The sequence below is a fragment of the Gordonia hankookensis genome (genome assembly GCF_014673215.1).
GTDB classification, from domain to species: domain Bacteria; phylum Actinomycetota; class Actinomycetes; order Mycobacteriales; family Mycobacteriaceae; genus Gordonia; species Gordonia hankookensis.
This window is the reverse complement of sequence record NZ_JACWMS010000002.1, coordinates 811068-828432: the sequence shown is the minus strand read 5'-3', so window position 1 is coordinate 828432 and position 17365 is coordinate 811068. Positions and strand designations below refer to the sequence as shown.

Genomic DNA, 17365 nt, shown 5'->3' with positions numbered 1-17365 from the left:
AGACTCTAGTGCGACGATCGTGCGCCGCACTACCGTTGAGACGTCCGGCACTGCCGAGGATGGCCTGGTCGCCGGCGGGAACGAGGCTTCGATGAGGCGCGGTTGCGCGGTGGTCGTGCCGGTGTTGGTGTGCGTCACCACGATCCTCCTCGGGTATCAGACGAGCGCCCACGCGGCACCGTTCCGGACGGTGGTTGTCGAGCCCGACCTCGCGGCCTGCCACGGTGAGCAGACCGAAGTGAAGAACGCGTCGTGCGCAGTGGCGCTGACCGATCGGTGGCTCCGTCACCGGGAGCGGGCTTCGGTGGTCCGAGAGACGGTGATGGTTCAGAACCCGGGCGCGGGGTTGTCGTGGAACCGTGCGAACGGTGACGTCTGCGTCTACGCCGAACTCGGGAGATTGATCGATCTCGGGCTCCACCACTGTGACAAGACCACGTTCGTCAATCTCGAGACCGATGCCGCACTCATCTCGACGCGGAGCCGGACTGTGACCACCTTCGTCCACGAGTCGGGTCATGGTGTGCAGGAGAGCGTCGGGTTGAAGCCGGTGTCCACCACCGTCTTCGGCCCGGTCGATGAGGTGCGGCGCCTGGAGTTCGCCTCGGACTGCTGGTCGGGTGCCGGGTGGAGTTGGCTGATCGGTGAGGGCTACCTGTCGCCTGCCGATCTGACCGAGGCGGTGGAGTTCATGTACTCGCTGCCCGGCCGGCCCACGCACGGCACCGGCGCCGAGCGCGGACGGGCCTTCGAGCGCGGGATCGCAGAGGGGGCGGCGGCCTGCGATGCGATACTGGGCCGGTCCGCCTACACCTAGACGCATCTGCGTCCTCCGATGCGCGACCACGGGGAGAGATTCATGACCACCGCCTACGACTTCACCGCCGACGACATCGACGGCAACCCGGTTCCGTTGTCCGGATATGCCGGGCTGCCGCTCCTCGTCGTCAACACCGCCTCGAAGTGCGGTTTCACACCGCAGTACGAAGGGCTCGAGGCCTTGCACCGCACGTACTCCGACCAGGGGCTGCGGGTACTCGGATTCCCGTGTGATCAGTTCGCGCATCAGGAACCGGGCGATGCGGACGAGATCAAGAACTTCTGCTCGCTGACCTACGACGTCACGTTCCCGATGTTCGCGAAGATCGACGTCAACGGACCCGAAGCGCATCCGCTCTATGCGTGGCTGCGGTCCGAGAAGCGAGGGCTGCTCGGCGGGCGGATCAACTGGAACTTCACCAAGTTCCTCATCGGCCGTGACGGCACCGTCGTCGATCGGTTCGCGCCGACCACCAAGCCCGAGAAGCTGACCGGGGCGATCGGCGGACTGCTCTGAGATCAACCCCTTGCATACAAGCTTGTATGCAAGGGGTAGGGTGCCCGCATGACCACGACCACCGGGCCCGTAGCCGCCGAGCGCGCGTATGCCCACACCAAGGCACGGATCATCAGCGGAGACCTGCCCGGGGGTGCGCTGGTGAGCGAGGGTGCGATCGGCGCCGAGCTCGGGATCAGCAGGACCCCGGTCCATGAGGCGTTCCTCCTGCTCAGCGCCGAGCAACTGATCGAACTCGTCTCCCGTAAGGGTGCGATCGTCCGGCCCATGACCCACCGCGAGGCCGAGGACGTCCTGGCCATGCGCAAGGGCATCGAATCGGCGTCGGCGGCCCAGGTGTTCGCGGCCGGTGGTCCCGCCGAACCTTGTGCCGCCCTGCTCGCGGAGAACCTGGAACGGCAGCGTCGCCACGTCGACGCCGGGGACGTGTCCGGGTTCGTCGCTGCCGACGACGACTTCCACGCGCTGATGGTGGAGGCCTCGGGCAATCCGGTGGCCCGACACTTCTATGAGGAGCTGCGGAGTCGTCAGCAGCGTCTGCGTAATCTGCTGCTCCGCGTGGACCCGGCGAATCTGATGTCGTCCTACGACGACCACCGCGAACTCGCGGACTGTTTCCTGCGCGGTGATGCGGCGCGATTCGCCGACGCGCTCGACGCCCACCTCGATCGTTACCAGGGTGCGATATGAGCCTGGGAACCCAACAGCGCCCGACGGCCGTCGACCGTGCGTCTCGCCGCGCGGTGCCGCCGTGGGTGCTCGTGTTCGGGGCGGTGTTCGTCTGTTCGTGGGCGGGCAATCAGTTCAGTCCGATGTTGTTGCTGTACAAGGAGGCCGAGCACTACTCGGCCGGCACGGTGACGAGCTTCCTGGGCGTCTATGTGGCCGGGCTCGCGCCGGCGCTGATCATCGCGGGCGCGGTCTCCGACCATGTCGGCCGACGGATTCCCATGTTCTGGGCCGTCTGCTTCGGTCTCGCCGGGAGCGTGCTCCTCTCGCTGGGCGAACTCGGCTCCGTCCCGATCTATCTCGGCCGTCTGGTGTCGGGTATGACGGTCGGGACGGCGATGGCGGTCGGGACCACGTGGCTCAAGGAGATGTCCGGAGAGCCGTACGACATGACCGCCGACGCCGGCGCCGGCGCGCGCCGTGCATCGCTCGCCTTCACCCTCGGGTCGGCGTTGGGAGCTCTGGTGGCGGGCAGCATCGCGCAATGGGGACCGTGGCCCGAGGTGTTGCCCTACGCGATCCATGTGGCTGTGACGCTGCCGTTCCTCTGGCTCGTCCGGCGCCCGCCCGAGACGAGCACGCCCGACGCGGTCCGCCCGCCCCTGCGGACCCGCCTGTCGGTGCCGTCGGCTCGGCACCGACGGTTCCTCCGTGTGGTGATCGTCTGCGGCCCTTGGCTTTTCGTTGCGTGCGGACTGTCCTACGGGTATCTTCCGGTGCTGCTCGGGGATGCGGCCGGTGGCCTCGGGCTCGCCTACGCGACGGTGCTCAGTGTGATCGCGCTGGTCTCCGGTGCGCTCATCCAGCCGGTGGCCAAGCGGATCGACTCCTCCTCCAGCGCACGTGGGATCGTCGTCTCGCTCGCGACGCTGACCGTCGGCATGCTGGTGATGATGGCAGCGGTGGCGACCGATCAGTTGCTCATCGGTGCGGTGGCGAGCGTGGTCTTCGGGGCAGGCTTCGGGATCGGTCTCGTCTCCGGCCTTCTCGAAGTCCAGCGCATCGCGCCGGCTGCGGACCTGGCAAAGCTCACCGGAGTCTTCTATGCCGTTGCCTACCTGGGGTTCATCGTCCCGACGATCCTTGCGGCGCTGACGCCGCCGTTCACCACCATGGAGCTGCTGACGGCACTCGTCGTGCTGCTGATCATCTCGACCCTGGTGGTGCTCATCAGCTATCGAAAGCACCTGCCGGTGACCGGCTCGCGGTGATGAACAACGGAACGATGCAGGTGGAGACGATCTCGGCGATGTCGTCGTCGGAGACGCGCCCATAGACGAGGGTGTCATGGCGCAGCATGGTCAGGGGCACTGCCAGAACGCGTGGTGGCAGCGGCGCGTCACCGAGTTCGCCACGCGCACGGGCCTGATCGACGATCGGGCCGAGCACCACGCTGATCCGGTTCGAGAACAGTGACTGTCCCCAGCCGGGGTCGCCGGGGTCGAGGTCGGCCAGGAGGCCGACGACCATCTCCCGCCGGTGGTCGAGGATGTCTCGTCCGCCCCTGAGCGCGAGATTCAGATCGTCGGCGAGACTGCCGGTGTCGACGGTGAAGGTCAGGTCGATCTGCTCGTCGGCCGCCATCGCGGCGAGCACCATGTGCGCCTTGGTGGCCCAGCGGCGGTAGAGGACTGCCTTTCCCGTGCCGGCCGCCGCCGCGACGCCTTCGTACGTGGTGTTCGCGTACCCGTGCCGATCCACCTGGTCACGGACCGCTGCGAGGATCGCGCGCTCGAGTTCGGCGCCTCGCCGTCGGTGAGCAGGCATCTCCACCTCCACAGAGGAAACGTTGCGTTTCTTATCGGAGGACCTTACACTTCTCGCGATAGGAAACGAAGCGTCTCTTAGGAGTGGGGTCTCATGGCACTGCCAGCATCGGATCGGGCCGGCCAGATGTCCCCACGCACGATGATCGGTCTGATCGTCGGCATCGCGATCCTGCTGACCCTCATGGTCATCGCGTTCGCCTTGCCGGCCTCGCGGTCGGCGCCCCACGATGTCCCGATCGGCGTGGTCGCCCCGGCGGCACAGGCGGCCCACTTCGAGCAGGGCGCAGACGGATTCGCGGTCACCGCCTACCCTGACCAGGCCGCCGCCACAGACGCGATCCTCGACCGGGAGATATACGGCGCGGTCGTCTTCGGCGCGAACGGACCGGAGACGGTGGTGGTGTCCAGTGCTGCCAGTCCGGCGGTTGCCACCCTGTTGGGGACCGTCGGCCAGCGGATGGGTATCACGACGCAACCCGTTGACGTCCAAGGGTTTCCCGCCGACGACCCGAAGGGTGCGGGCCTCGCGGCGGGTGCGCTGCCGCTGGCGCTCGGTGGCTGGATCGGTGCGATGGTGATCATGCTGCTGATCCCTGGCAACGGTGCCCGGCTGGTGGCCGCCGCCGGTGTGTCGGTGGCCGGGGGCCTGGCGTTGGTGGCGACGCTGCAGTTCGTGATCGGCACGTTCGACGGCAACTACTGGGTGACCAGCCTCGCCGCGATGCTGGGCATCGCCGCCACGTGTTTCATGGTTCTCGGTCTGCGTGAGCTCCTGGGCGGCATCGGTCTCGGCATCGCCGCTGTGCTCTTGATCTTCCTGGGCAATCCGCTGTCGGGATTGCAGAGCGCTCCCGAACTGCTTCCCGCCCCGTGGGGGACGCTCGGTCAGTTGCTGCCGCCTGGGGCGACCGGAATGTTGTTGCGTGACGTCGTCTTCTTCGAGGGGCACGGCATCGCGCGGTCGATCATGGTGCTGTGCTTCTGGCTGGTTCTCGGTCTCGCGCTCTACGGGGCAGGCATCGTCCGAGCACGGCGCAAACGCGACTCGGAGCCGGCCGATCAGGCTACGACGACGGATGGGGCCGCGGTGGCGGTGGGTTGAGTACCGCCGGATACGACGGATTCGACCAGGAAGCGCAGGCAGGAGCCGCGATCAGGCATCACGAGATGAGTTCGGCGAGCGTCACATCCGGGTTCGCGAGCCTGGCGGTGTCCACCGTGGCCCGCGCCGTGATGAGTTCTTTGATCCCTTCGAGCTGATCCCAGATGTTGACCTGCATGCCCGCCAGCACGTGTGCGTCGCCGTCGAGCCAGAACACGACGAACTCCCGACCCGCGACGTCGCCGCGGAACACCACCTGTTCATAGCCCGTCGACAGTCCGGTGTACTCCATGCCCAGGTCGAACTGGTCGGTGAAGAAATACGGGAGATTCGAGTACTCCTCGCTGCCGCCGAGCATGTTTGTGACCGCCACCGCCGGCTGGTTCAGCGCGTTTGCCCAGTGCTCGGTACGCACCCGCGTGTGCAGGAGCGGGTGCTCGGCGTTGGCGATGTCGCCGACCGCGAACACATCGGGATCACTGCTCTGAAGGCCTGCGCCGACGAGCACGCCGCCATCGGCCGTCGCCAGCCCGGCTGCCTCCGCGAGTTCGAGATTGGGGACGGCTCCCGCCGCGATCAGCACCACGTCGGCGTCGACGGTGTCGCCGCCCGCCAGCCGGAGGCCACGCGCGGCGCCGCCCTCGGTGATGATCTCGGCGACCTCGACCCCGGTGCGCAGGTCCACTCCGTGGTCACGATGCAGGTCGGCGAACACCTCCGCGACCTCGGGCCCGAGGGCGCCCAGCAGGGGCTGCGGGGCGAACTCGGCGACGGTCACCTCGGCGCCACGTTCACGGGCGCTCGCTGCGACCTCGAGACCTATCCAGCCGCCGCCGACGATGGCGACGCGGGTCGTGTCGGTGATCGCATCGCTCAACCGCTGCGCGTCGTCGATGGTCCGCAAGTAGTGGACACCGTCCGCGTCGGCGCCGGGGAGGTCGAGACGACGTGATCGAGAACCGGTGGCCAGCAAGAGCTTGTCGTAGGCGACGGTGCTGCCGTCCGGAAGCCGCACCGACTTCTCCGAGACGTCGAGGTCGTCGATGTCGGTGCCGGGGCGCACGTCGATTCTGTTGTCCCGATACCAATCTCCGTCGTGCACGGTGAAGTCGGGCAAGGTCTTCTTCCCGGCCAGGAACTCCTTGGACAGCGGCGGTCGCTCATAGGGCAGACGCTCTTCGGCGCCGAACAGGATCACCTCGCCGTCGAAATCCTGTGCGCGTAGCGCCTCGGCGGCTTTCGCACCGGCCAGGCCGCCTCCGACGATCACGATGGTGGTCACGAGCATCGCCTCCGTCTTGCATCTGGCGCAGACGATGATCTGCACCGGCTCTCGGGTTCGTGCGTCTGGCCCGACTCTACTCGCGACGACGTGCGATCAGAGGCGTGATCAGAGGTGTTGTGCGATCAGCGGTCCGCCCACTCGGCGAGCGCGTCGACGGTGGTGATGTGGTCGACGCCGCGCAGTGCCGCGCCGTGTAACGGACCGTCGTCGCCGTGGATTCCGTCGATCACCTCCGGGGGCCGATGCTTACGGAACGACATCAGCCCACCGAGATACGCGGCGTCGAAGGGCTCGCGGGCCGCCGTCCGGAGGGGTGCGGCCAGTCCGCCGAGGGTGACCACGTCGGGATCGTGGATGTTGACCAGCCCGGCGATCCCGCGACCGAGGGAGGAGCCGACCAGATCGAAGGCGCGCTGGATCTCTGGCCCGGTTGCGGTGCGGCGCGCATCGAGGAGGTCGTAGGCGTAGCGCAGCGGGTTGTCCGGCGGCGGGTCGCCGCGATGGCGGGCGAGGGCCCGGCCGTCGACGGTGAGGTCCCAGCATCCATGGGCGCCACACGGACACAACTCTGTGGGGTCGCCGAACGGCACGTGGCCGTACTCGCCTGCGCCGCCGTGTGCGCCGATCACCGGCACACCGTCGACCACCAGCGCGCCACCGAGCCCGACGGCGATGATCAGGTGCAGCGCGGTCCCGTCGCCGCGCGCCGATCCGGTGCGTGCCTCGGCCAGACCCGCCAGGGTGGCGTCATTGCCGACCAGGATCGGGAGCTCGACGTCGGCGGGTGGTTCGGCGATGAGGCGTGACAGGTCGACGTCCGACCAGTCGAGCGGGGTGAACTGGACCAGACGGTCGTCGCGGACCGCACCGGCAACCGACACGGAGACCGCACGGATTCGTTCGCCGTGGTGCGCCAGGATCGCGCCGACGACATCGGCCATCTCGGCCAGCACAGGCATCGGGTCACGGCCCATCCGCGTGGTGCTCGCCACCACGCGCGGGACACCGTCGAGGTCTGCGGTCGCCACCCGCCATCCGGTGAGACTGAGCTCGACGGCGATCACGAGCGGACCGGACGGATGTGCATGCAGAACGGTGGTGGGTCGCCCCCGCCCCTGGGCCGGGGCGGGGCTCTCGTCGAGCAGTGCGACGCGGCGCAGTCGCGCCAGCAGCTCGGTCGCGGCGCCGCTGCGGATGCCGAGCTCCTGAGCTGCCGAGGCGCGGGTGACACCCGGCTGGGTGCGCACCACGTCGATCAGCCGGGCGGCCGTCAGCCAGCGGGCGGCGGTGGGACCGGCGGACGGGATGGACATCGGGTCATCTTCGCATTTCCAATAAAATCGTATAACGAGTATATTCGTCGGATGTCCGCGACCAGCACCGATATGGCCGACTCCCGGCACGGAGTCCGGCAGAACGCGCCTGCCCTGCTGACCTTGGCGGTCGCCGGGTTCCTCGCGGTGACCACCGAGATGCTGCCCGTGGGTCTGTTGCCCGCGATCGGGGATGCGTTCGGGGTGGGCGACTCGGTCACCGGTCTGCTGGTGACGGTGTTCGCGGTGATGGTTGCCGTCTTCGCGGTGCCACTGACCATCGCCACCAAACGGTTCGCCCGCAAGAGACTGATCCTCACCACAGTGGTCGGCTACCTGATCAGCAACCTGCTGATCGCCACCGCGCCGAGTTTCGCCGTCGTCGCCGCCGGGCGGGTGGTCGGTGGGCTGGCGCACGCCCTGTTCTTCTCGGTGTGCATCGGCTATGTCCCGCGGCTCGTCGAGCATCGTCAGGTCGGTCGGGGCCTTGCCGTCGTCGCCGGCGGTACCACGGCGGGGTTCGTCCTCGGCGTGCCGCTGTCGACGGCGCTCGGTTCGGCGATCGGCTGGCGCAACGCATTCGTCACGCTCGCCGTCGTCGCGCTCATCGCCGTCGTCCTGATCGTCCGTCTCCTGCCCGCCGTGAGCGGTGCCGCCGCCGGCCGTCGGATCGAGAAGCCCGGTGCGCGCACAGATCTCGGTGTGGTCGTCACGTCGAACACGCTGACCTTCATCGGTCAGTACACGCTCTACACCTACATCAGCGTCGTACTGCTGGCCGCCGGTGCGCAGGAGTCGTGGATCGGACCACTCCTGCTGCTGTGCGGCATCTGCGGTCTGTTCGGACTCGCGTGCGTGGGCCGCACGATCGATCGTCGTCCGCGGACCACGGTTCTCACCGTCCTGGTGCTGCTGGCGGTCACCATCCTCGCGGTGGGTCTGTCGCACCAGTGGTTGGTGCTGCTGGTGATCGCGGTGGCCTTGTGGAACGGTCTGTTCGGCGGGGTGCCGTCGATGTACCAGTCCGCCGCGGTCCGCGCGCTGACGGACGCGCCCGAGGTCGCCGGTGCGTGGATCAACTCGACGTCCAACATCGGCATCGCACTGGGCGCATTGATCGGCGGCTCGCTGCTCGCGTCGGATTCGGCCACGCTCCACCTCGCCTGTGTCGGTGCGGCGTTCGTGGTCGCCGGGTTGGTTGTTGCGGTCCGGGGACGACGGGGGTTTCCGGGGTGAACCGCGGCGGGCGTGTCGGTCGTCTTCCACGGTTCGGACATCGCTGACCCATCCACCTCGCGCACGGCTCCGAAATACTCTGCGTGCGAGCTTCCGAGGCACTCACCGGGCCGGCTGCATGCGCTGGTCGAGAGCGAACGCGCCAGGATCTGACGAGCGTGGAGACGATCGTGCGCGCCCACGTCGCCGACCATGCCCGCCGGCTGGCGCGGATCGACCCTGATCTCGTCCCGGTGACCGAACTGCTGGGAGACATGGCTTCGCGCGGAAAGCGACTTCGCGCCGCATTCTGCCTGGCCGGTGCACGCGGTGCCGCGGGCGGACCGCTGCCACCGGGCACGGCCGACGTGGCGTCCGCACTCGAGCTGTTCCACCTCGCCGCATTGGTGCACGACGACGTGATGGATCACAGCGAACAGCGGCGCGGGCTGCCGACCGTCCATCGTCGCTGCGCCGCCGAACACCGTCGTGCGGGATGGACCGGCGACGCCGACGCCTACGGGGAGGCCGTGGCGATCCTCGTCGGCGACTTCTGCCTGTCCTGGGCGGACGACCTCGTCGACCATGGCTTCGCGGACCACGACCGACGAACACGTATGTCCGGGCGGGCGGTGTGGTCGCAGATGCGGGACGAGACCATCGGCGGTCAGTTCCTCGATGTCCTCGGGCAGGTGCAGCCGACCACGTCGACGCAGCGGGCGCGCGTCGTCCTGCGCTTCAAGAGCGCGCGGTACACCGTCGGCCATCCCCTCCGGCTCGGTGGTGTACTCGGCGGTGCGGACGAGGAATTGATGGACTCGTACGAGCAGATCGGACTCACGGCCGGCGAGGCGTTCCAGTTGCGCGACGACGTGCTCGGTGTCTTCGGCGATCCGGAGGTGACCGGAAAACCCGTCGTCGACGACATCCGCGAGGGCAAGCGCACTCTGCTTGTCGTGGTCGCGTCGGAGCGCGCGAATCCTGTTCAGCGGCAGCAGCTCGACCGTCATCTCGGCGATCCGGGACTGACGGAGGACGACCTCCGCACGGTGCGCGAGATCCTCGCCGACACCGGCGCGGTCGACTTCGTCGAGCACCGGATCGAGCAGCTCACGCACGAATCGCTTCGCATCGTGGACGCATCGACCTCGGACGAGGTCACGCGGCTCGCACTCAGGGATCTGATCGAGCGCTGCGCGTGGCGGCGTGCATGAGATCTGTGCCAGGACGGGACGGTCAGGGGTGACGGAAGACGACGAGCGGCCGATTGTCGAGATGCGGATATGGGGTGTGGATCATGTACTTCCCGCGCTGGGTCGGGTGGCGCGCACCCGGTCGGCGATGCGACGTCTCCCCGAACTCGGATTCGGGAAGGTCATGGGTACGGGATCGGCGCGCACCTTCACGCCGCGCGACGCCGATCTGCACCATTGGGCGCTGTTGACGGTGTGGTCGGATGCATCCGCCGCAGCGTCGGCGTCGGCCGGGATCACGAGATCGTGGGACTCGGCGTGTTCCGAGCGGCTGCACGTGACGATGCGCCCGCTCGCCTCCCGTGGCCGATGGGCACGCCAGGAGCCTTTCGGCCCGCAGACGGAGCTCTCCCACCACCCGTGGACGGGACCGGTTGCCGCGATCACCCGGGCGCGTCTGCGCCCGACGCGGGCGATGTCGTTCTGGCGAGCTGTCCCACCCGTCGTCGACGAGCTCGATCGCTCGCCAGGCCTCCGGATGGCGCTGGGGATCGGCGAGGCGCCCATCGGATTACAGGGCACCTTCTCGGTGTGGGACTCGAGCGACGACCTCACCGGATTCGCCTACCGCTCACCCCGGCATCGTGCCGTCGTGCAGCGGACCGACCCCGCCCGCTGGTACGCGGAGGAACTGTTCACGCGACTCGCGGTGACCGACATCAGTGGCACCTACCGGGGCCAGAAGCCATGATCCCCTTGACCTTTCGACGGAGGCCGATATCCGCCGCGGTCTCCGGACGCCGCGTCACCGCCGTCGGGACACGAATGTCGACAGTAGGGAAGCGACTGTCAACGGTCGCATGGGTAATGCTCGCGGCGGGTGTGGCGGCTCAGATCGCCTTCCCGTACACCGACGGCGGCACCCTTGCACTCACGGTGGCCAGCGTCGCGTGTCTCGCCGCCGCGGTACTCGCGGATGCGGCGAGCACCCGTGGATGGACGGCTGCGGTGATCGTGCTGCTCGTCGCCGGTGGAGGCGGTCTTCTTGCCGAATCGGTCGGTGTCCGCACCGGATTCCCCTTCGGCAGTTATGAGTACACCGGAAATCTGGGCCCGGAGTTTCTCGATGTTCCGATCGTGATCCCGTTCGCCTGGGTCATGATGGCCTGGCCCGCACTTGCGGTGGCCCGCCGCCTGGTTGGACCGCGCCGCCGCTGGGCGACAGCGGTCGTCGGGGCCTGTGCGCTCACCGCGTGGGACATCTTTCTCGATCCGCAGATGGTCGATCAGGGCCACTGGGCGTGGCGGTTTCCGCACCCCGCTCCGCCCGGGGTGGACGGGATCCCGCTGACCAACTTCGCCGGATGGTTCGTCGTGTCGTTTCTCCTGATCACCGTTCTCGATCATCTCATCGGACACTCGCCGTCCGATGCGTTGCCGGTCGCGCTGTACCTGTGGACCTATTTCTCCTCGATGCTTGCGCACGCCGTGTTCTTCGGGCGCCCGCCCGTCGCGGTCGTGGGTGGCCTCCTGATGGGCGCGGTGGCCATCCCGTTGCTGGTGTCGGTGCTGCGTGCACGTGCGGGGGGAGGCCGGCGTGCGGCGTCGTGAGATGTGGGAGACGGCAGTGCGTTCGGGGAGCGGCATCGCGGTCGCGGCGCTGTTGCAGACCCTGCACAATGCGTCCGTGATCAGACGCCCGGTCTCGGGAGCAGTGCCGCGAACCGAAGCGCTGACGGTGCTGATCCCGATGCGAGACGAGATCCGTCACGTCGCCGGCTGCATGGCCGCCGTGCTCGACGCGTGCGACGCCTGGCCCGGTCGGGCACGAGTCGTCGTCCTCGATGACGACTCGACGGATGGCACATCGGAGGCGCTGGCCGACATCGCCGTTCGCGACCATCGGGTTCGGGTGGTGGCCGGCGAACCGATTCCACCGGGCTGGCTCGGAAAAACGTGGGCGTGTCATCAGTTGTCGCGCTTGGGCGCCGACGACGACGGCGGAGTACTGATCTTTCTCGATGCCGACGTGCGGGTCGAACCGGATGCGTTCGCCGCATCGGTCGCGCTGCTGCGCGAGACCGGACTCCAGCTCGTCAGCCCGTATCCGCGCCAACAGACGCACGGTCCCGTCGAGCGGCTCGTCCAGCCGCTGCTCCAGTGGTCATGGATGAGCACCCTCCCGCTCCGCCTGGCCGAACGTTCTGCGCGGCCGTCGCTCTCGGCAGCCAATGGCCAACTTCTGGTGTGCGATGCCGACGCCTACCGTCGGGCCGGGGGCCATGCATCCGTGCGCGCGGAGATCTTGGAGGACATCGCCCTGCTACGCGCGGTCAAGCGTTCCGGCGGGCATGGAGTCGTCGTCGAGGGCAGTGCGGTGGCGTCCTGTGCGATGTACAACGGATGGCGGCAGGTGCGCAATGGTTATCGCAAATCACTGTGGTCGGCGTTCGGATCGTTGCCCGGCACGATCGCCGTGGTGGCGCTGCTGAACGTCGCCTACGTGGTGCCCGCGGTCGCGATGCTCCGGGGGTCGCGTGTCGGGCTCATCGGCTACCTCGCGGGAGTGGCGTCGCGGGTGATCGTGGCACGCACCACCGCCGGTAGGGTCTGGCCGGATGTCCTCGCCCACCCGTTGTCGATCCTGGCCTTCACCGCGCTGACCGCCGATTCTGTTGTGGCGCATCGACGAGGTTCGCTGACCTGGCGCGGACGCAGCGTGGCGGTGCGCCGATGAGCGACATCATCGTGGTCGGTGCGGGTGTGGGTGGTCTGGCCGCCGCCCTGCGTCTTCAGGCCCGCGGACACCGCGTCACGGTGATGGAACAATCCGGTGAGATCGGCGGGAAGCTCGGAGTGATCGAGGCAGAGGGTTTCCGGTTCGACACCGGCCCGTCCCTGGTCACCATGCCACACGTCCTCGCGGACCTCTTCGAATCCTCCGGCGTCTCGCTCGCGGACTCTCTTCCGCTGGCCAGGCTCGAAGTGGCGGCGCGGTATCGGTTCCCCGACGGCACCCGGCTCGATCTCCCGGGTGAGCTGACCGCGATCCCCGATGCGCTCGATGCCGCACTCGGCGCCGGAGCCGGCGCCCAGTGGGCGGCGTTCCTCGCTCGCGCAGAACAGATCTGGGATCTCACCCACGAGGCGTTCCTCGAGTCGCCCCTCGACGTGCGAGCCATGTTGAGCCGGTCCCGGCCCGGCGACATCGCGACCATCGCCCCGTGGCGTTCGCTGCGAGGCCTCGGCCGGACGTATCTGTCCGATCCTCGGCTGCGAATGCTGTTGGACCGGTACGCCACCTACACCGGATCGGATCCGCGGCGAGCTCCCGCCGCGCTCGCATCGGTGCCCTGGGCCGAGCAGTCGTGGGGTTCCTGGTATGTGCCGGGCGGTCTCGGCCGCATCGCAACCGCCATCCGCGATCGGTTCACCGAGCTCGGCGGCGCCGTGCGCCTCGACTCCGAGGTGGCCGAGTTCACCGTGGATGGTGGCGGGCGCATCGACGGGGTGCGGTTGGCCGATGGCCGCAGCCGGAAGACGGATCTCGTGGTCGCCAACGCCGACGCCGCCGAGGTGTACGGCCGCCTGCTGAACACCCGCGCGGCACAGCGGGTGTCGGCACGCATCAGGCGCGCGACACCGTCCCTGTCGGGTTTCGTCATCCTGCTCGGACTCGACGACCCGCCACCGGATCACGCGCATCACCGGGTCCTGTTCGCCGAGGACTACGACGCCGAGTTCGACGGCGTGTTCGGACGCGGGGCGTTCGGCAGGCGTGGTGACGCGCAGCCGGTCGATCGTCCGACGGTGTACATCTCGGCGCCCGACGATCCCGAGATCGTGCCCGGGCCCGGCACGGCATCGTGGTTCGTCCTCGTCAACGCCGCCCGGCACGACCCCCGCAACGGCGTCGACTGGGACGCTCCGGGACTCGCGACGTCCTACGCAGATCGGGTGTTGTCGGTGATGGCCGACCGCGGACTCGACGTCCGTGATCGCATTCGGCATCGCACGATCCTGACCCCGGCCGATCTGGAACGCCGCACCCTGACACCGGGAGGCTCCATCTACGGATCATCGTCCAACGGGCCGCGTGCGGCATTTCTCCGTCCGGCCAACGCGTCTCCCGTCACCGGGCTGTACCTCGTCGGAGGGTCGGCGCACCCGGGCGGCGGTCTGCCGTTGGTCATGCTGTCCGCGGAGATCGTCGCCGATCTCATCGGGCCGGCGTGAGCACGCACCGCCGAAACGCGTCAGGCCGTCGGGCCCACCGAGCGGTCACCGCGAATCCTTTTGCGCACCAACTCGGCACTGATGAGGCACATCGGGATGCCGATGCCCGGAGTGGTGCTCGATCCGGCGTAGAACAGCCCGTCGACCATCCGTGACCGGTTCGATGCACGGAAGAACGCGCTCTGCCCGAGGGTGTGGGCCGGCCCGAGTGCGCCACCCGACCACGAGTTCAGATCCTCGACGAAATCGGCCGGGCCAACTGTCTTCCGTACCACGATCCGCTCGGCGAGCTCCGGTATGTCGGCCCAGCGTGAGACCAGGTCGATGGCCCGGTCTGCGATGTCCTCGATCAGGCGATCACCATGCCCGTCGACACCGCCCGATCCCAAGCCGGGGTCCGGCGGGATCGGTACCAGAAGGAACAGATTCTCGTGGCCATCTGGCGCAACTGTCGCGTCCGTCGCCGACGGTCGGCACACGTACAGTGACGCGGGATCGGGTATCCGGGTGGGTGATTCGAAGATCGCGTCGAAGTTTCCGGTCCAGTCGGCGGAGAAGAACAGCGTGTGGTGGCCCAGGTTCGGCGTCGCACCGCGGATGCCGAGGAACACGAGCACCGCCCCCGGACCGGATACCGCACGCTCCCACCATGCGTCGGGGAAGGTCTGCAGGGGTCGCGGGAGGAGTCCGGTCTCCACGTGATGCAGGTCGGCCGCTCCCACGACGATGTCGGCAGGCAGTTCCTGCTCGACCCCGTCGGTGTCACTGATGCGGACCCCGGTGACGGTTGCCCGCGGTCGCCGGGGGAGGACACGGGTGCGCGGTGTGGTGAGGATGGCGGTGGCAGCGCAACCGGTGTGTATCTTGACGCCACGCTCGGCGGCCAACGCCGCCAACGCTTCCGGCAGCCGGACGAAGCCGCCCTCGGGGTAGCGGACCCCGTCGGCCAGGTCGAGCCAGCTCATCAGCTTGTACATCGCAGGTGTCCGGTCGGGCGATGAGCCGAGGAACACGGCCGGGTATCCGAGGATCTGCCGGAGCCGGATGTCGGAGAATCGTTGTGCCACATGGCTGTCGAGGGTGGTTGTCAGCAGCCGGATCAATGTTCTCGCCTGCTTCAGTACCGGCAGGCCGGCATAGGCGCCCATGGTGTCGAAGTTCGTGTACAGGAATCGTCGCACGGCGAGGTCGTACACCTCGCGCGCCGACGCGAGGTAGTCGGCCAAAGCGGTACCGGCACCCGACTCGATCGACTCGAAGAGCGAGCGGTTGCGGGCCTCGTCGCCGGTGATGTCGATGCTGCCGGCGAAGCCCTCGAAGAACACCCGGTAGGCGGGTTCGAGACGGATGAGGTCGATCTGTTCCTCGGTGGTCGTGCCCAGCAGCCGGAAGAAGCGGTCGAAGACCTCCGGCATCAACCACCAGGACGGGCCGGTGTCGAACCGGAATCCGTCCTTTTCCCATGAGCCGGCACGGCCGCCGACGCCGTCGTTCTTCTCCACCACCGTCACGTCGTGACCGTCCTCGGCGAGCAGCGCCGCGGTGGCCAGACCGGCGACCCCGCCGCCGATGACGACGATGCGCCGGGCGGAAGTATCGGTCACGTCCCCGGGCCCGCCGTCGAGGGGACGCCGCGCCGCGCGGCGGCGACAGCGGCGATGCGCGCTTTGGTCGGGGCAGGCACACGGACACGGCTGCGGCAGGCCACGTGCGGCGGGGTGGCGCGCAGTCGTCGCGCGAGCTCGGCGAACAGATCGTGGGCGGTGCAGACCGCGACGCGGGTGCCGCTGGGGAGAAGCGGGATCGCCTGCGCCGCTGCGACGAGGTCTGCGTCGATGTCGTCGAGCCACCGTCTCCAGGCATCGTCCGACGGATGGTCGGCGTCCAACCCGATGAGGTACCGGCGGCCGAGATCGTGATCGTCCTGGGGCAGGTCGCGGAGAAAGTTGATCTTCTGGAATGCCGCTCCGAGCCGACGAGCACCCGGTGCCAGCTGGTCGTAGCGCGCCTTCCGGTGTGGCTGATCCGCCAGGAATGCGTGGACACACATCAGTCCGACGACTTCCGCTGAACCGTAGATGTAGTCGGCGAGACTGTTCTCGTCGTGCACGGTGCAGTCGAGGTCGGCTCGCATCGACGTGAAGAACGGGTCGATCAGAGCGGCGTCGATCCCGGTGCGCCGGGCGGTCCCCGCGAACGCATGCACCACGAGGTTGGTGCTCCAGCCCGCGGCCAGCGCTGCCGCGACGTCGTCACCGAGGGCATCGAGCGCGTGGCGACGTTGTCCGACGGATTGGTCGGGCCGGGGTGCGTCGACGATCTCGTCGGCCAGCCGGACGAGTGCGTAGATGTTGTGGACATCGCGTCGGATCGCGGGCGCGAGCAGCCGCGAGGCGAGTCCGAACGAACTCGAGTAGGAGCGGATGACGAGTGCGGCGCTCTGCGTGGCCACGTCGTCGTAGTGGCGGAAGGCAGGCGTCGCCGACTCGTCGGCTCGACCGAGACGCAACACCGGATTCACGACTCCTCTGCGCGATATGGTCGCGGACCGAGGGCATCGACCTGGTCGACAAACCAGGGGCTGAACACCCACGGAGTGCGTCGGGCGGATTCCCACACGTCGGCGACCGGCGCCCACACCATGTCCATCACCTCGGACGGATTCGGTCGCGCCGTCCCGACCGGGCGCGCCCGGAACACCGGGCAGATCTCGTTCTCCATGACGCCCCCGGCGTCGACTGCCCGGTAGCGGAAGTCGGGGAGAGCCGCGACGATGTCGGTGACGTCGAGGCCGAGTTCGCGCGGTGCGTAGCGTCGCACCGCCTCCTCGATGTCTTCGCCGGGGCGCGGATGGCCGCAGAACGAGTTCGTCCAGGCACCCGGCCACGTGCGCTTGGTCAATGCCCGGCGAGTCATCAGGATGCGGCCCGCGTGGTCGATGAGATGGCAGGAGAACGCCAGGTGAAGTGGGGTGTCGGAGCCGTGGACGCTACTTCGTGGTGCTGTCCCGTCCGGTCGTCCGTCGGCATCGACGAGCACGACCAGGTCGTCGTTCATGTGACTGCCTCCCTTGCACTGCCCACGAGACATGGGTCTGGCCACTGTGTGGTGTGGACACTGTGTGGACACCCGTTGTTCGTCACCGACGACCGATCGGATGGATCGTGCCGTGCGCGATCACCGTGTG

The 17365-nt window shown here is 68.4% G+C and carries 17 protein-coding genes; 11 read left to right on the top strand and 6 right to left on the bottom strand.

Going from position 1 to position 17365, the window contains the following annotated elements:
• Positions 1 to 91: 91 nt before the first annotated feature.
• Genes IDF66_RS11095 through IDF66_RS11080 form a run of 4 tightly spaced genes read left to right on the top strand, consistent with a single transcriptional unit; the run spans position 92 to position 3276 of the window.
• Entirely contained in the window at positions 92 to 817 is a 726-nt protein-coding gene (locus IDF66_RS11095) for a hypothetical protein (RefSeq protein ID WP_190266869.1), read from the top strand.
• Between the two features lie 42 nt (positions 818 to 859).
• Entirely contained in the window at positions 860 to 1336 is a 477-nt protein-coding gene (locus IDF66_RS11090) for a glutathione peroxidase (RefSeq protein WP_190266868.1), read from the top strand.
• Between the two features lie 48 nt (positions 1337 to 1384).
• Positions 1385 to 2026 carry a GntR family transcriptional regulator gene (locus IDF66_RS11085; RefSeq protein WP_190266867.1) on the top strand — a complete coding sequence of 214 codons (642 nt, stop codon included), beginning with the start codon at positions 1385 to 1387 and terminating at the stop codon, positions 2024 to 2026.
• Positions 2023 to 3276, top strand: coding sequence for an MFS transporter (locus tag IDF66_RS11080; protein WP_190266866.1), 1254 nt, complete (start codon positions 2023 to 2025; stop codon positions 3274 to 3276). The genes IDF66_RS11085 and IDF66_RS11080 overlap by 4 nt, the downstream gene beginning before the upstream one ends.
• Here IDF66_RS11080 and IDF66_RS11075 read toward each other — a convergent pair.
• Positions 3236 to 3832, bottom strand: coding sequence for a TetR/AcrR family transcriptional regulator (locus IDF66_RS11075; RefSeq protein WP_190266865.1), 597 nt, complete (start codon positions 3830 to 3832; stop codon positions 3236 to 3238). The genes IDF66_RS11080 and IDF66_RS11075 overlap by 41 nt on opposite strands.
• 93 nt (positions 3833 to 3925) lie before the next feature.
• Between IDF66_RS11075 and IDF66_RS11070 the strand changes: the two genes are divergently transcribed.
• Positions 3926 to 4936: a hypothetical protein gene (locus IDF66_RS11070; RefSeq protein WP_190266864.1), complete on the top strand. Its 1011-nt coding sequence runs from the start codon at positions 3926 to 3928 to the stop codon at positions 4934 to 4936.
• Positions 4937 to 4994: 58 nt separating this feature from the next.
• On the opposite strand, the gene IDF66_RS11065 is transcribed toward IDF66_RS11070, so the two are convergent.
• Both IDF66_RS11065 and IDF66_RS11060 read right to left on the bottom strand, forming a co-directional pair.
• Positions 4995 to 6224, bottom strand: coding sequence for an NAD(P)/FAD-dependent oxidoreductase (locus tag IDF66_RS11065; RefSeq protein ID WP_190266863.1), 1230 nt, complete (start codon positions 6222 to 6224; stop codon positions 4995 to 4997).
• A 119-nt stretch (positions 6225 to 6343) separates the two neighbouring features.
• Positions 6344 to 7534, bottom strand: coding sequence for an ROK family transcriptional regulator (locus IDF66_RS11060; RefSeq protein WP_190266862.1), 1191 nt, complete (start codon positions 7532 to 7534; stop codon positions 6344 to 6346).
• Positions 7535 to 7585: 51 nt separating this feature from the next.
• Between IDF66_RS11060 and IDF66_RS11055 the strand changes: the two genes are divergently transcribed.
• From IDF66_RS11055 to IDF66_RS11030, 6 genes are all read left to right on the top strand, one after another.
• Positions 7586 to 8770 carry an MFS transporter gene (locus IDF66_RS11055; protein WP_223309416.1) on the top strand — a complete coding sequence of 395 codons (1185 nt, stop codon included), beginning with the start codon at positions 7586 to 7588 and terminating at the stop codon, positions 8768 to 8770.
• 158 nt (positions 8771 to 8928) lie between these two features.
• A complete protein-coding gene (locus IDF66_RS11050) occupies positions 8929 to 9963 on the top strand; it encodes a polyprenyl synthetase family protein (protein ID WP_317628657.1) in 1035 nt (344 codons plus the stop codon).
• Between the two features lie 61 nt (positions 9964 to 10024).
• Entirely contained in the window at positions 10025 to 10693 is a 669-nt protein-coding gene (locus IDF66_RS11045; RefSeq protein ID WP_190267451.1) for a monooxygenase, read from the top strand.
• 74 nt (positions 10694 to 10767) lie between these two features.
• On the top strand, positions 10768 to 11553 hold the full coding sequence (locus IDF66_RS11040; RefSeq protein ID WP_223309415.1) for a carotenoid biosynthesis protein: 786 nt from the start codon (positions 10768 to 10770) through the stop codon (positions 11551 to 11553).
• Positions 11540 to 12679 carry a glycosyltransferase gene (locus IDF66_RS11035; protein ID WP_387998727.1) on the top strand — a complete coding sequence of 380 codons (1140 nt, stop codon included), beginning with the start codon at positions 11540 to 11542 and terminating at the stop codon, positions 12677 to 12679. Before IDF66_RS11040 ends, IDF66_RS11035 begins: the two co-directional genes overlap by 14 nt.
• Positions 12676 to 14178, top strand: a complete 1503-nt coding sequence (locus IDF66_RS11030; protein ID WP_190266861.1) for a phytoene desaturase family protein — start codon at positions 12676 to 12678, stop codon at positions 14176 to 14178. Before IDF66_RS11035 ends, IDF66_RS11030 begins: the two co-directional genes overlap by 4 nt.
• A 20-nt stretch (positions 14179 to 14198) precedes the next feature.
• On the opposite strand, the gene crtI is transcribed toward IDF66_RS11030, so the two are convergent.
• The 3 genes from crtI to idi are packed head-to-tail and all read right to left on the bottom strand — an operon-like array spanning position 14199 to position 17235.
• Positions 14199 to 15782, bottom strand: a complete 1584-nt coding sequence (gene crtI / locus IDF66_RS11025; RefSeq protein ID WP_190266860.1) for a phytoene desaturase family protein — start codon at positions 15780 to 15782, stop codon at positions 14199 to 14201.
• Positions 15779 to 16699: a phytoene/squalene synthase family protein gene (locus IDF66_RS11020; RefSeq protein ID WP_317628656.1), complete on the bottom strand. Its 921-nt coding sequence runs from the start codon at positions 16697 to 16699 to the stop codon at positions 15779 to 15781. Before IDF66_RS11020 ends, crtI begins: the two co-directional genes overlap by 4 nt.
• Positions 16696 to 17235: an isopentenyl-diphosphate Delta-isomerase gene (gene idi, locus IDF66_RS11015; RefSeq protein WP_190266859.1), complete on the bottom strand. Its 540-nt coding sequence runs from the start codon at positions 17233 to 17235 to the stop codon at positions 16696 to 16698. Before idi ends, IDF66_RS11020 begins: the two co-directional genes overlap by 4 nt.
• Positions 17236 to 17365: the final 130 nt, after the last annotated feature.